Below are 14,822 nucleotides of genomic sequence, written 5' to 3'. Positions count from 1 at the left end.
GGAGGTGTGGTCACGGGAGGTTCAGTCCTCTTCGATGGGGGAGATGCCGAGTTCGTTGTCGATGAGATCGAAGATCTCGTCGTCGCTGGCCGTCTCCAGGTCGGCGGCCGGCGCGCCGGCCTCGGCCCGGCCGTACCGGCTCAGCAGGTCGCGCAGCCGGGCCGCGATGAGTTCGCGCTCGGCGGGCGATGCGACGGACAGGCTGTCCTCGAGGTGGTCCAGGCCGGTCCGCACCGGTTCCGCCGCGGCGCCGGGCTCCGGCGCGATCCTGGTCAGCAGGTGCTCGACCAGGGCGGCCACGGTGGGGTAGTCGATGAGCAGGGTGGTCGGCAGCCGGAGGCCGACCAGCGCGTTCACCTGGTTGCGCAGCTCGACGGTGGCCAGCGAGTCCAGGCCCATGTCCAGGAACCCGCGCCGCACGTCGATCGCGTCCGCGCTCTCGTGACGGAGCACCTCGGCCAGCCGCGTGCGCAGCGCCCCGGTCAGCCAGGCGGCCCGCTCGGCCTCGGGTAGGGCCGCGAGGTGCGCGGCGCCGCCGGACTCTGCCGCGCCGCCGGATTCCGCCTGCCGGGCCGGTGTGCGCACCAGGCCCCGCAGCATCGGCGGCAGCGGACCCGTGGCCGCCCCGGCCCGCACCGCGGCCAGGTCCAGCGGTGCGGGGACCACGACCGCGCGGTCGACGGCCAGCGCCGCGTCGAACAGCGCCGGCCCCTGCTCGGGGGAGATCGTCGCGAGGCCCGCGCGGTTCATCCGGGCGCGGGCGGCCGGGTCGAGCCGCTCCCCCATGCCGCTGTCCCACAGGCCCCAGGCCAGGGAGGTGGCGGGCAGGCCGAGTGCGTGCCGGTACTCGGCGAGGCCGTCGAGGAAGGCGTTGGCCGCGGAGTAGTTGGCCTGCCCGGCCGTACCGAGGACCCCGGCGACCGAGGAGTACAGCACGAACGCGGACAGCTCGGTGTCCCTGGTCAGCTCGTGGAGGTGCCAGGCGGCGTCGGCCTTGGGCCGCAGCACCGCGTCCAGGCGTTCCGGGGTCAGCGCGCCGATCACGCCGTCGTCCAGGGTGCCCGCGGCGTGCACCACCGCGGTCAGCGGGTGGGCCGTGGGTACCCGGCCGAGGAGTGCTGCCACCGCGTCGCGGTCGGCGACGTCGCAGGCCGCCCAGGTGACCTCCGCCCCGAGGGCGCGCAGCTCCGCTTCCAGACCGGCCGCCGCAGGGGCGGCGCCGCCGCGGCGGCTGGCCAGGAGCAGGTGCCGGGCGCCGTGGGCGGTGACCAGGTGACGGGCGATCAGGCCGCCCAGGGCGCCGTTCGCGCCGGTGATGAGCACGGTGCCGCCGGAGTCGAGCGCGGGCAGCGTCTCGCCGCGCCCGGCCCGGTCCAGCCTCGGCACCCGGATCCGGCCGCCGTGCACGTGCAACTGCGGCTCGTCGAGCCCCAGGGCGGCGGGCAGCGCGCGGTGCGAGGCGGGGTCGTCGTCGACGTCCAGGAGCACGAACCGGTCGGCGTTCTCGGTCTGCGCGGACCGCACCAGGCCCCACACCGGGGTGGCGTGCAGGGCGCGCACGTCCGCGCAGGACAGGGCGACGGCACCGGTGGTGACGATCACCAGCCGGGACGCGGCGAGCCGGTCGTCGGCCAGCCAGCCCTGCAGCAGCGCCAGGGTCCGGGCGGTCGCCCCGTGTGCCTCGGCCACGACTCCGCCCCGGTGGACGGGGCCGGTGACGGCGGTCAGCACCAGGTCCGGCACGGGGGTGCCGGAGTCCAGGTCCGCCTGGAGCGCGGCCAGTTCGGAGTAGGCGTGGCCGGCGCCCAGCGATGCGGCCCAGTCCGCCTCTTCGGCGCCCAGCAGGGCGATGGCGCGGTGCGGGGCGTGCCGCGGCGGTTCGACCGGCTGCCACGCGATGTGGAACAGCGCGCCCGCCGGGTCCTGGCCGGCACCGAGCCGGTCGCGGCGTACGGAGCGCAGGTCCAGGGACTGCACGGCGGCCACGGTGGCCCCGGCCGGGTCCGTGATCAGCAGTGCTGCGGTGTCCGGGCCGGTCCGCGACACCCGGGCGCGGAATTCAGTGCCGCCGGCGGCGTACGCGGAGACCCCGGACCAGGCGAACGGGAGCAGCATCGTGCCGGAACCGCTGTCGCCGCGGCCCCGCACGAGCGGGTGCAGTGCCGCGTCCAGCACGGCCGGGTGGACGCGGTGGCCACGGCTGTCGGCGCCCTCCGGCAGCCGGATCCGCAGGTAGGTGTCCTCGCCGTGCCGCCAGGCCGCCTCGACCCCCTGGAAGACCGGCCCGTACTGGTACCCCTCGTCGGCGAGGCGCGGGTACCAGTCGGTCACGTCGAGCGGCTCCGCGTCGGCGGGCGGGAGGGTGCCCGTCGTGTGCCGCTCGCCGTCCACGGTGGTGAGCACGCCCTTGGCGTGCCGGGTCCAGGGGAGGTCGTCGCCGTCCGCGGGGCGCGAGTGCAGGGTGACCGTGCGGGCGCCCGTGGCGTCCTGCGCGCGGACCGCCACCCGCAGCAGTACCGCGCCCTCGTCCGGCACCGGCAGGGGTGACTCCAGGGTGAGTTCCTCCAGGTGCGGGCTGCCCACCCGGGCGCCCGCGTGCGCGGCCAGATCGACGGATCCGGCCCCCGGCATGAGCACCGCACCGCCGACGGCGTGGTCGGCCAGCCAGGGGTGGGTGGCGGTGGAGATCCGCCCGGTGAACAGCCACCCGCCGTCGGGCAGCTCGACCGCGCCGGGCAGCAGCGGGTGCTCGCCCGCGGCCAGCCCGGCGCCGCCCAGCTCCACCGGCCCGCCGGCGTCGGCGGTGAGCCAGAAGCGGGTGCGCTGGAACGGATAGGTGGGCAGGCCGACCGGGTTGCCCGCCTCGTCGCCGAACACCGCCGGCCAGTCCACGGGCAGCCCGCACACGTGGGCGCGAGCCACCGCGGTCAGCAGCGCCGTGCGCTCGGACAGGTCCCGGCGCGCCGTGGGGATGAGCACGTGGTCGCCGTCGGTGTCGGCCAGGCAGTCGCCGGTCATGGCGGTGAGCACCGAGTCCGGGCCGACCTCCACGTAGCGGGTGACCCCTTCGGCGTGCAGCGCGCGGATGCCGTCGAGGAACCGGACCGCCTCTCGCGCGTGCCGCACCCAGTACGCGGGAGTCGTCAGGTCGCCGTCGGCCGCGGGCGCACCGGTCACGTTGGAGATCACCGGAATGGCCGGCGCGGCGTAGTGCAGCCGCCCCGCGATCTGCGCGAACTCCTCGAGCATGTCGTCCATCAGCGGCGAGTGGAAGGCGTGGCTGGTGCGCAGCGAGTGGGTCCGGCGGCCGCGTGCGGCCCAGGCCGCGGCGACGGCCTCGACCTGCTCGGCCGTGCCGGAGACGACCGTGGAGGTGGGGCTGTTGACGGCGGCGACGGCCACCGCTCCCCCGTGCTCGGCGAGAGTGGGCCGCAGCTCGTCCTCGGACGCCTCGATGGCCGCCATGGCGCCGCCTGCGGGCAGTTCCTGCATGAGCCGGCCGCGGGCGGCGACGAGCGCGCAGGCGTCGGCCAGGCCGAGCACGCCCGCCACGTGCGCGGCGGCCAGCTCGCCGACGGAGTGCCCGATCAGGTGGTCCGGGGCCAGTCCGTGCGCGCGCAGCAGGTGGTATTGCGCGACCTCCAGCGCGAACAGGGCGGGCTGGGTGTAGGCCGTCTCGTGCAGCAGGCCGGCATCCGGTGCGTCCGCCTCGGCGAACATCACCTCGCGCAGCGGGCGGTCCAGGTGCCGGTCGAACTCGGCCCAGACCTTCTCCAGCTCCGTGGCGAACACCGCGGAGGTCTCGTAGAGCTCACGGCCCATGCCCGCGCGCTGGCTGCCCTGGCCGGTGAAGACGAAGGCGACCTTGCCCTCCTTGGCGGCTGCGCCGCGCACCACGTGCGGCGCGGTGCCGTCCTGCACCAGGGAGGCCAGGCCGGCGAGGAGTTCGTGGCGGGACCCGGCCACGACCGCGGCCCGGTACTCGAAGGCGGTCCGGGTGGTGGCCAGGGCCTGCGCGATCCCGGGCAGCGGCGCGGAACCGCCCTCCACGGACGCTTGCAGGCGCGCGGCCTGCTCCCGCAGGGCGGCCGGGCTCTTCGCCGACACGACGAAGGGCAGCGGCCGGTCCGGGCCCGCCTCCGGCGCGGGGGCGGGGGCGGGCGCGGGCGGCTGTTCGAGGATGAGGTGGGCGTTGGTGCCGCTGATGCCGAAGGAGGACACGGCGGCGCGCCGCGGCCGGCCGGTCTCCGGCCAGGGCTGCGCCTGGGTGAGCAGGGCGATCGCCCCGCCGGACCAGTCGACGTGCGGGGTCGGCTCGTCGACGTGCAGCGTCTGCGGGAGCACGCCGTGCTGCAGGGCCTGCGTCATCTTCATGACGCCGGCCACGCCCGCGGCGGCCTGTGCATGGCCGATGTTGGACTTGAGCGAGCCCAGCCACAGCGGCCGCTCGGCGGAGTGGCCCGCACCGTAGGTGGCCAGCAGCGCCTGGGCCTCGATCGGGTCGCCCAGCGCGGTCCCGGTGCCGTGCGCCTCCACCGCGTCCACGTCGGACGGCTGCAGTCCGGCCCGCTCGAGGGCCTGCCGGATGACCCGTTGCTGCGAGGGCCCGTTGGGCGCGGTCAGCCCGTTGGACGCGCCGTCGTTGTTGACGGCGGTGGCGCGGACGACCGCGAGCACCGGGTGGCCGTTGCGCCGGGCGTCGGACAGGCGCTCCAGCAGCACCAGGCCCGCTCCCTCCGCCCATGCGGTGCCGTCCGCCGCGGCCGCGAACGCCTTGCACCGGCCGTCCGGCGCCAGGCCCCGCTGCCGGGAGAACTCGGTGAACATGCCCGGTGCGGCCATCACGGTGGCCCCGCCCGCGAGCGCCAGGTCGCACTCCCCGCTGTGCAGGGCCTGCCCGGCCAGGTGGATGGCCACCAGCGAGGACGAGCAGGCGGTGTCGACCGAGAGGGCGGGTCCGGTCAGGCCGAGCGCGTAGCTGATCCGGCCGGAGGCGACACTGTTGGTGCCGCCCGTGAGCAGGTGGCCGCCGCCGTCGCCCGCCGGGTCGGCCAGCCGCGGACCGTACTCCTGCTGGGTGGCGCCGACGAACACCCCGGTGGCGCTGCCGCGCAGGGCCGCAGGCCGGATGCCTGCGCGCTCCAAGGTCTCCCAGGCCAGTTCCAGCAGCAACCGCTGCTGCGGGTCCATGGCGGTGGCCTCGCGCGGGCTGATCCCGAAGAAGTCGGCGTCGAACAGATCGGCGTCGTGCAGGAACCCGCCACGGCGGGCGTAGGTCGTCCCCGGCCGGTCCGGATCCGGGTCGAACAACCGGTCCAGATCCCAGCCGCGGTTGCCGGGGAAGCCGCCCACGGCGTCCGATCCGGTGGACACCAGCTCCCACAGGGCCTCGGGGGATTCCACGCCCCCGGGCCACCGGCCCGCCATCGCCACGACGGCGATCGGCTCGTCCTCGACGGCTGCCCGGCGCGCGGCCGGAGCGGGGGTGTCGTCGCCGTCGACCGCCGCGCGCACGGCCGCGGCCACGGCCAAGGGGGTGGGGTGGTCGAACGTCAGGGTCGACGGCAGGGGCAGGTCCGCGGCGGTGCTCAGCCGGTCGCGGAACTCCACGGAGCCGAGCGAGTCCAGCCCGAGTTCGGTGAACGTGCGGTCCACCGCCACACCGGCGGGGTCGTCGTGGCCCAGCGCGGCCGCAGCGCAGGCGCGCACCAGGTCGAGCACGAGCCGGTCCTGCTGCTCGCCGGTCAGGCCTGCCAGCCGGGCGGCCAGGCCGGTCCTGCCGGCGGAGCGGCCGGGCGCCTCCCCGTCCGGGGCGAGCCGGGCAGCCGGCACGTCCGGCGCGGGCGGCGTCGTCCGGGCGGTGGTCGTCCAGTGGCTGCCGCGCTGGAAGGGGTAGGTCGGCAGGGGCACCCGGCGGCCGCCCCCCAGGGCCGTGGTCCAGTCCGGCCCGCTGCCGGCGATCTCCAGCTGTGCGAACGCCTCCAGTACCGAGCGCCACTCCGCCCTCTCCGGCCGCAGCAGCGCAGCGGCCCGGAGGGCGGGCCGGTCCGACCGCGAGGGGAGGCCCTGGCGGACCATCGCGGTGAGCACGCCGGACGGGCCGAGTTCGAGGAAGCCGGTGACCCCGGCCCGGTCCAGGTACGCGACGGAGTCGCTGAACCGCACCGGCCGGCGGATGTGCTCGGCCCAGTAGTCCGCAGTGGTCAGCCGTTCGCCGGCCGGGAGGCCGGTCACGTTGGACAGTACAGGGATCCGCGGCTCGCCGAACGTGACCCCGGCCGCGACCGACCGGAACTCGTCGACCACGGAGTCCATGTGCGGGGAGTGGAAGGCGTGGCTCACCCGCAGCCTGCGCGTCTTGCGGCCCAGGGCGGTGAACCGGGCGGCGAGCTCCGCGGCGGCGTCCGCGTCGCCCGCCACCACGACCGCACCGGGCCCGTTGACGGCGGCGACGGACAACAGGCCCGCCTGCGCGGCGACCAGCGGCGCGACCTCGCCCTCGTCCGCCTGGATCGCGACCATCGCCCCGCCTCGCCGCGCGGACTGCATCAACCTGCCCCGCGCGGCGACCAGCAGGGCCGCGTCCTCCAGGGAGAACACTCCTGCGACCGCTGCGGCGGCGAGCTCGCCGACCGAGTGACCGGCCAGGAAGTCCGGCCGCAGCCCGTGGTGCCCGGCCAGCCGGAACAGCGCGATGCCGAGGGCGAACAGCGCAGGCTGCGTGTAGCGGGTCTCGTCCAGCAGCGCGGCATCGGCAGACCCGGGCTCGGCGAACAGCAGGTCGCGCAGCGGACGGTCGAGGTGCGCGTCCAGCCGCGCGCACACCTCGTCGAGGGCGGCTGCGAACACCGGGCTGTCCCGGTGGAGTTCGCGCCCGGCCCCGGCCTGCTGGCTGCCCTGGCCGGGAAACAGGAACGCGGTGCCGCCCGGCCCGCCCGCGGCGCCGCGCGGCACCCGCCCGCTGGTGACGGCGGCGGACGGGGTGCCACCGGCGAGGGCGTCCAGCCCGGCGAGCAGCTCCGTCCGGTCGCCGCCGAGCACCACCGCCCGGTGATCCAGGCGGGCGCGGGTGCGCACCAGCGAGTACCCCAGGTCGAGGGCGCTGCGGCCGGGTACGGAGCGGACGTGGCCGGCGAGCCGTCCGGCCTGCTCGTGCAGCGCGTCGGCACTGGCCGCGGACAGCACCCAGGGCAGCACGGCGGGGTCCTGGCCGCCCCCGGTCGCGGGCGGTTCGGCGGCCAGGGCCGGGGTGGACAGCAGGACGTGGCAGTTCGCGCCGCCCATGCCGAACGAGCTGACCCCGGCGACCAGTTCCCGGTCGGGGGACGGCCACGCCCCGGTGGTGCGCGCGACCGCCAGGTTCAGCTCGTCGAAGGGGATCCGCGGGTTGGGGGTGTCGAAGTTGAGGCTGGCGGGGATCTTCCGGTGGCGCAGGCTCAGCGCGGCTTTGAGCAGGCCCACGACACCGGCGGCGCCTTCGAGGTGGCCCACGTTGGTCTTGGCCGACCCGATCACCAGCGGGCGTCCGGACCGGCCCCGGCCGAACTCCTCGCCCACGGCGATCGCCTCGATCGGGTCGCCGACCGGCGTGCCGGTGCCGTGCAGTTCGACGTACTGCACGGCCGAGGGGGCGATGCCCGCCCGCTGGGCGGCCCGGCGCAGCACGGCGCGCTGGGCCTCGCCGCTGGGCACGGTCAGGCCGTCCGTGGCACCGTCGTTGTTGATCGCGCTGCCGCGCACCACGCAGTAGACGGGGTCGCCGTCGGCGAGTGCCGCCGACAGCGGCTTGAGCACGACGAGGCCGCCGCCCTCGCCCCGCACGTAGCCGTTGGCCCGCGCGTCGCAGGTGTAGCAGCGGCCGTCCGGCGAGAGGCCCCCGAACTCCGAGACGCTGAGCGTGCTCTCCGGGGTGATGATCAGGTTGACTCCGCCCGCGATCGCCACGGAGCACTCCCCGCGCCGGACGCTCTCCGCCGCGAGGTGCACGGCGACCAGGGCCGACGACTGAGCGGTGTCCACCGTGAGGCTCGGCCCGCGCAGCCCCAGGGTGTACGAGATCCGGTTGGCGAGCATGCCGCGGCTGAGCCCGGTGAGCGTGTGGCGGGTGATCGCGCCGCCGTCGCGGTGCACCAGCGTGGCGTAATCGTGCGCGATGGCTCCCACGAACACGCCGGCCGCACTGCCCGCAAGAGCGGGCGGCGCGATGCCGGCGTCCTCCAGTGCCTCCCACCCCAATTCCAGCAGCAGGCGCTGCTGGGGGTCCATGGCCGCGGCTTCGCGCGGCGAGATGCCGAAGAAATCCGGGTCGAAGCCGTCCACCCGGTCCAGGAATCCCCCGGCGGCCGGCAGTGCGCCTTCGCGCAAGCGGTCGGCCGGGGGGCCGGTGACGGCGCTGCGGCCGTTTTCGAGCAATTGCCAGAACGCGTCGGGGTCGGGTGCTCCGGGAAGCCTGCAGGAGATCCCTACTATCGCGACCGCGTTCGTGGACGGAATTCCCTCGCTGAGCATCGTGCTCCTCACCATGAGCCTGGCACGGCGCCGGGCCGAACGACCGCGTGTTGTGGAAACCGATGCTTGTCCAGGCATGACGCCCCCTCAACCCCTAGCCCACCCTTGCTCGGACGGGCCCCTTCGGGGCATCGATTAGGGGTGCACCGGGGTCGCCGATTAGGGGTGGGCGAGGGCGGCCGGCGCCGCGTAGCGTCCCGGAATATCTCGCCCAATTCGCGCTCGCGAGCGCGTCGTGGCGGCAATAATTCCACGTATAAAAGGAGTCGGTCCGTTGACAACCCTGGACCAGATGGACGTCTTCGACCAGGAACGCTATCTCGATGGCCCGCCGTACGAGGATTTCGCCGTGCTGCGCAGCCAAGCCCCCGTGTTCCGCAACCCCGACCCCGAGGTGCCCGAGGGCCACTGGGCCGTCACCCGGCACGCCGATGTCGTGCACGTCGCGCGCAACCCCGCCCTGTACTCCTCGGAGCTGAAGGGGTCGCAGCCGCAGGAGTTCGACGCGGGCGTCATCGAGGTGCAGCGCCGCATGATGATCCACCAGGATGCGCCCCGGCACAGCCGGGTGCGTTCGCTGGTCGCCCGCGGCTTCACCCCGCGCGTGGTGCAGCAGCTGCGGCCGAGCATCGAGGCCGAGTGCGCGGAGATCGTCGAGTCCGCCCTCGAGCAGGGCGAGTGCGACTTCGTCCGTACCGTCGCCGCGGAGCTGCCCCTGGTGGTGATCGCCGAGGTGATGGGCATCCCGCGCGCCGACCGGCACCGGATCTTCGAGTGGTCCACGGCGATCGCCGGGCAGACCGACGACGAGAACGGCGGCGCGCAGGGGACGCGGCGCGCGGTCGCGGACATGTCCGACTACGCCGCGGCACTCGGCTCGGACCGGCTGCGCTGCCCGGTGGACGACATCATCACCCGGATGGTCAGCGCCGACGACAAGGGCAACCAGCTGACCCAGGAGGAGTTCCAGGCGTTCTTCGTTCTGATGACCGTCGCGGGCAACGAGACCACCCGCTACTCGCTGGCCGGCGCGGTCGAGGCCTTCGCCCAGTTCCCCGACCAGTGGGCGCGCCTCAAAGCCGACCCGGGCCTGGCCAGAACGGCCGCGGAGGAGATCGTCCGCTGGGTGTCGCCGACCAAGGTCTTCCGGCGCACCAGCGTCGTCGACCAGGAGCTGGGCGGCCGGCAGATCAAGGCCGGAGAGAAGATCATGGCGCACATCGTCTCGGCCAACCGCGACGAGACGGTCTTCACCGCCCCCGACACCTTCGACATCGGCCGCGACCCCAACCCGCACCTGGGCTTCGGCGGCGGCGGCCCGCACTTCTGCGTGGGCAAGCACCTCGCCGTGCTGGAGATCGAGCTGATGGTCAAGGCGCTGGCCGAAAAGGTCGACCGCATCGAGATCACCGGCCCGACCCCGAGGCTGCGCTCCTACCAGTTCACCGGCATCACCGAGATGCCGGTCCGCATGATCGCGGCCTGAACGCCGCACGGCACACGGGGAGGCGCGGGGCGGTGGTGCACCCCGCGCCTCCCCGTGTGCGTCGGGCGGAACGCCCGGCACCGGTTCACCGCTGCGGCCCGGCCGGGCCGGTCCGTCAGGCTTCCGTCAGGCTTCGTTCGGGGCGAGCTCCCCCTGTTCGGCCGCGGCGGGCGCTGCGGACGCCTTCTTCGCCTTGCGCTCGGGCGCGGTGAGCAGTGCGACGCCTACCACCAAGGCGGCGAGAACGGCAGCGGCCGGGGCGAGCCAGAGCACGCCCCCGACGGACAGCACGGCACCGCCGACGCCCGCACCGATGGCCGTACCCACGTAGTTCATCGACCCGTTGAGGCTCAGTGCGATCGGGGCCACGTCCCCGCCCGCGACGAACACCCGGCTCTGCTGGGGGATGAACAACGCGGAACCCATCAGACCGAGGATGAACAGTGCCACAAGCGTGGGCACGAACCAGTGCTGGACGGCGGCCAGCAGGGCCGACCCGGCGATGATGACCACCATCCCGGCGGTGAGCACGGTCAGCGGGGAGAACCGGTCCGCGAACTTGCCGACCAGCCGGTTGCCGAGGAAGAAGCCCGCGCCGTAGACCAGCAGCGCCACCAGGATCGCGTTGTCGTTGTCCGGTGTGCTCACCCCGACGACGGAAGCGGCGTAGGAAGTGATGAGGAACAGCGGCGCGAGCACCAGGGCGCTCACCGCGAGCAGGACGAGGATGCGCGGGTTCACCAGCACCGCGAGCCGTTCCCGCATCGTCGTCGCCGGCAGCGTCATCGACGGCACTCCGATGCCTGCGAGCACCGCGGCCACCGCGGCCAGGACGACGATCGTCCACAGGGTGCCGCGCCAGCCCCAGAACTGGCCGATCAGCAAGCCGAAGGGGACGCCGAGGACCGCGGCGAGGCTCGACCCCGCGCCGATCACCGCGAAGGCCCTCGACCGCTTCTCGGGCGGGGCCAGCACCCCGGCCACGGCGAAGGCGTTGGCCTGGAACGCCGCCGCGCCCAACGCCGCGACGACCCGGCCCACCAGCACGACCTCGTAGGTCGGCCCCCCGGCCTGCATCACCATCCCGATGAGGAACGCGACCATACCCACGCCGATGACGGCGCGCCGGTCCATCCGTCCGGTCAGCGTCGCGATCACCGGCGACCCGATCGCGTACGCGATGGCGAAGGCCGTGGTGAGCTGGCCCGCGCTCGTCGTGCTCACCGACAGGTCCGAGGAGATCTCCGGGAGCAGCCCGGGCAGCACGAAACCGTCGACCCCGAGCACGAACGTACCCATGGCGAGGATGACCAGACGCCAGGTCAGCGATGAACTCGATGAATTCGATGATTGTGGAATCGTCACACGACTGAGATTAGACTACGATTCGATGCCGGTCAAAGAGTTGAGAGGAGCCTGCGGTGCCACGCACGCTGCCCGAACCGTCGGTCGACTCGTTCGATCTGACGGTCATCCTGAGCGCGCTCGCCGATCCGGGGAGGCGCACACTGATGGGCGCGCTCTACCGTTCCGTAGAACCGATCGACTGCGCGATCCTGGTGGAACGGGCCGGCCTCGGCCTGAGCAACCCGACGATCTCCCACCACTACCGGGTCCTGCGCGAGGCGGGCCTGACGAGGACGGTCGTCGAAGGCCGCAAACGGGTGGTCCGCGTCCGCCGCGACGAGATGGAAACCCGCTTCCCCGGCCTCCTCGAAGCGATCCTCGGCACCCCCGAACGAGCCGGAGCCCCCTCCTCCGTGTGAGCGCCCTGGGCTCGACCGGGGGGCGCGGGGTCGACCGATACGGGTAGCCCTCGCCGCCGGTGCGCCCCGGCGGGAGGCTCCACGGCCGGGCGGATCTCCTCCTGGTAGACGCCGTGGGGAAGTCGGCTGAGTACTCCATGGCAGCAGACCCGGCGGTCACGGCGCCTGCTCAAGGTGACGGTATGCGGAAACGGCCGCCCACCAGCCCCGAACTCCGCAATGGGCCTGCCGACGCCCACCAAGGCTTGCGCCAGCGGCTCGCCTGTTCAGCGCCTGTCCCGACTCGGGTATCCAGCCCTCGACCACACCCCCGTGGGACAGGCAGAAGCGGCGGCAAGATGGCCGGGGCGACCTGGCCCGGGCGCGCCGCGGGGACACCACCGAGTGAGGTCTCTGCGTCAGCGCCGAGGGCAATCGCAGCCACACCACGGGGGCTTGATCGTAGCCGCGCCTGCAGACCACATTCGCCGCGGCATGCACTGCGAGTCGTCCCTCCTGAGCCCAAAGGACCTGAAGGACGAACGCCATCCGATCACTCCCGTCGGCGCACGCGATCAGGTGCACACCGAATATCGCCGCAGTCACTCCGGCCGCCGCACTCGCCACAGCTGTCCAGGCGTCTCCACCTGATGGGGGCTCGGCTCTTGAGGCATCGGAGTTCCTCAGGGTGGCAGCCTCAGCACCCTGGGACCCATCACGCTGAGTAGTAGCGATTTACTTGACGAACCATCAGTAAAGTCAGCATTAGGTCAGCACCAGTACCGCCACAGACCGCCACAGACCACCAGAGCCCGCCAAGATCAACCACTAGCTCCACCAACAGCTGACCTGCTTGACAGCGGCCAGTTCGAATTCCCCACGTACGGCCAGTTTTGGGTTCACGGACGGTCGTCAGCGAACGAACGCAGATTGCGCTCCACAGGGTGGAGGCCATCTCTGCGCCCGTGCCGAGCGGCGCGTGATGCACGGGGTGCGATGTCAGCCCGTCTCACCGACGCCGTGCTCCGCCCACGCGATGCCGTCCACCGCCAGCCATGGCTGGCCGACCACGGTCGCCGGAGTCATTGCGGTGAACGCCAGAACGTCCCGATGCAGGTGAGACTGGTCGACGTAGCCGCTGTCGGCCGCGACCCTGGCCGCACCTTCGCCGGCGGCCAGGCGATGGGCGGCATGGTCGAAGCGGACCAGCCTCGCGGCGCGCTTGGGAGGAAGTCCGATCTGCGACCGGAACCGGGACCACAGGCGCTTGCGGCTCCACCCGACCTCGGCCGCCAGGTCCTCGACCCGGGCCTGGCCGCGGCTGACGAGGATCCGGTCCCAGACGAAGGCCACCTGGGGATCCACCGACGGTCCCGTCTCTGCTCGGCGGGCGAGCAACGCCTCCGCCAACGCGAAACGGTCCTGCCACGACGTGGCATCCCCGAGTTGCTGTCCAATCCGTGCCGCGTCCTGGCCCCACAGGTCGTCGAGGGCGACCAGGGTACGGTCCAGCTCCGACGGGGAGGCGCCCAGCACGGCGCGTGCGGCCACCGGGGACAGGCGCACCTGCACGCACTCGATGTTCTCGCCTCGCACGCGAACAGCGCCGTGCAAGAACCCGGCGACAAGGTTTCCCCGCTGCTGCCGACCGGTGGCGACATCCACGACGAGCGGGCCGTTACCGAACTCCAGAACCAGCGTGACCGCCGGGTGCGGGACCACCCGCACGTCGACCGGGCCCGCGCTGCCGCCGCGGAACCCGGCCATGCTGACACCGGCTACCCGGCTGGGCCTCGGCGACTTCACGACGCCCCACCCGGCCACAGCCCCACGCTCGTGCGCAGCGGATCGCATGACCCCATGCTAAGAGGACATCGACCGGAACATTTGTCCAATACGCCGGCGCGCAGTGACGGTGACAGTGGGTTCATGAGCCACACCATCATCCAAAACGCATTCCAGGCGCTCGCCAGCAACGACCCCGATCGGATCTCCGCAGTCCTCACCGAGGACGCCGAATGGCTGTCGCCCCCTGGGAACGCCACTGCCGTCGCGCTCGAGGCCACCCACCACATGGTGGGCAGGAAGGCGATCGTGCGCTTCTTCGCCGAGGACTTCCCCCGCCTGTTCGTGCGTGACGTCACCGTCTCCTTCCACGGGTCCCACACCGACGGCGAGCGGGTGACCGTGGAGGCGACCATGACGGCGACGCTCGCCAACGGCAACCACTACACCAACGACTACTGCTTCGTCTTCGAGCTCCGGGACGAGCTGATCCACCGGGTCCGCGAATACGTGGACACAGTCCGCGGGCACCGCATGATCTTCGGCGAAGTCCCACAGTAGCCATCCCCGACCTGGCCGTGAGCCGGTCGGCCCCGACGAGCAGGCAGACCGGGGCGGCAACCCTACGTCGGCGATCCCGGCGCACGACCAGCACGCCGCCCACCATCGACAACCACCACGCTGAGTGATCAGCGGCGGCCAGATACCTCCCCACCAACTGGCCGCCTGTGGGGAATTCCAACTGGCCACTAACACCTGCTGAAATGCAGATCAGCGGCCCAACCATCCGTCACTGAAGGAACCTGCCATGAAAATGCTCATCAACGTCCTCGAAGACAAGGCCGCTGGGATGCCGCAGCCTGATGGCTCGGCGGCATCCCGGCGGCTCTGTAAGGGGGCTCGGGTCGGGCAGACGCTCTCGGCAGAGACGCGGGTTAGTCACCCCACCTGGCCGGCGAAGGCCTCGTACGCCTGCTCGCCGAAGAGGACGAAGCGGACCTCTTCCACCGAGGTCGGTGTCTGCCGCACCGTCTCGACCGCAATGCGGGCCGCGTCCTCCATGGGCCACCGGTAGACGCCCGTGGAGATCGCCGGGAACGCGACCGACTTCGCGCCCAGTTCGTCCGCAACGCGGAGGGCCTCCCGGTAACAGGAGGCAAGAAGGCTCTCGTCTCCGCCTGAAACCTGAAACACCGGGCCCACGATGTGGATGACCCAGAGTGTTCACCTACGTCCGGCTGCCTCTCCCTGACGTAACAGGCAGGGGCGGGACGTCTTGCACTGAAGATCTGAGCCGG

6 protein-coding genes and 1 pseudogene are annotated in these 14,822 nt (G+C 73.1%); 3 read left to right on the top strand and 4 right to left on the bottom strand.

Translation table 11 applies throughout. The annotated features are described in order from the left end of the window. Positions 1-21 precede the first annotated feature (21 nt). Positions 22-8,508 (bottom strand): type I polyketide synthase, encoded by an 8,487-nt coding sequence (locus tag AS857_RS05235; protein WP_079110073.1) that lies wholly within the window; start codon positions 8,506-8,508, stop codon positions 22-24. A 274-nt stretch (positions 8,509-8,782) separates the two neighbouring features. On the opposite strand from AS857_RS05235, the gene AS857_RS05230 reads away from it, so the two are divergent. Beyond that, complete coding sequence (locus tag AS857_RS05230) at positions 8,783-9,994, top strand: cytochrome P450 (RefSeq protein WP_245699585.1); 1,212 nt, start codon at positions 8,783-8,785, stop codon at positions 9,992-9,994. Between the two features lie 126 nt (positions 9,995-10,120). Here AS857_RS05230 and AS857_RS05225 read toward each other — a convergent pair whose 3' ends face one another. Continuing rightward, complete coding sequence (locus tag AS857_RS05225; RefSeq protein ID WP_245699584.1) at positions 10,121-11,359, bottom strand: MFS transporter; 1,239 nt, start codon at positions 11,357-11,359, stop codon at positions 10,121-10,123. A 56-nt stretch (positions 11,360-11,415) separates the two neighbouring features. Between AS857_RS05225 and AS857_RS05220 the strand changes: the two genes are divergently transcribed. Beyond that, positions 11,416-11,760 (top strand): ArsR/SmtB family transcription factor, encoded by a 345-nt coding sequence (locus tag AS857_RS05220; protein WP_058041908.1) that lies wholly within the window; start codon positions 11,416-11,418, stop codon positions 11,758-11,760. Between the two features lie 978 nt (positions 11,761-12,738). Here AS857_RS05220 and AS857_RS05215 read toward each other — a convergent pair. After that, a complete protein-coding gene (locus tag AS857_RS05215) occupies positions 12,739-13,506 on the bottom strand; it encodes a helix-turn-helix domain-containing protein (protein ID WP_107105515.1) in 768 nt (255 codons plus the stop codon). A gap of 162 nt (positions 13,507-13,668) precedes the next feature. Here AS857_RS05215 and AS857_RS05210 point away from each other — a divergent pair, with 162 nt between their 5' ends. Beyond that, positions 13,669-14,085, top strand: a complete 417-nt coding sequence (locus AS857_RS05210; RefSeq protein WP_058041906.1) for a nuclear transport factor 2 family protein — start codon at positions 13,669-13,671, stop codon at positions 14,083-14,085. 378 nt (positions 14,086-14,463) lie between these two features. Here the strand turns inward: AS857_RS05210 and AS857_RS38545 are convergent. Beyond that, positions 14,464-14,742 (bottom strand): annotated as a pseudogene (locus AS857_RS38545) (macro domain-containing protein); the annotation flags it as partial. Positions 14,743-14,822: the final 80 nt, after the last annotated feature.

Source organism: Streptomyces roseifaciens (assembly GCF_001445655.1).
Lineage (GTDB): Bacteria > Actinomycetota > Actinomycetes > Streptomycetales > Streptomycetaceae > Streptomyces > Streptomyces aureoversilis.
This window is presented reverse-complemented; position numbering and strand designations above follow the sequence as displayed.

Coding starts and splice junctions, on each gene's coding strand:
- AS857_RS05235 (WP_079110073.1), bottom strand. CDS start 8,508: ATGCTCAGCGAGGGAATTCCGTCCACGAACGCGGTCGCGATAGTAGGG.
- AS857_RS05215 (WP_107105515.1), bottom strand. CDS start 13,506: ATGGCCGGGTTCCGCGGCGGCAGCGCGGGCCCGGTCGACGTGCGGGTG.
- AS857_RS05210 (WP_058041906.1), top strand. CDS start 13,669: ATGAGCCACACCATCATCCAAAACGCATTCCAGGCGCTCGCCAGCAAC.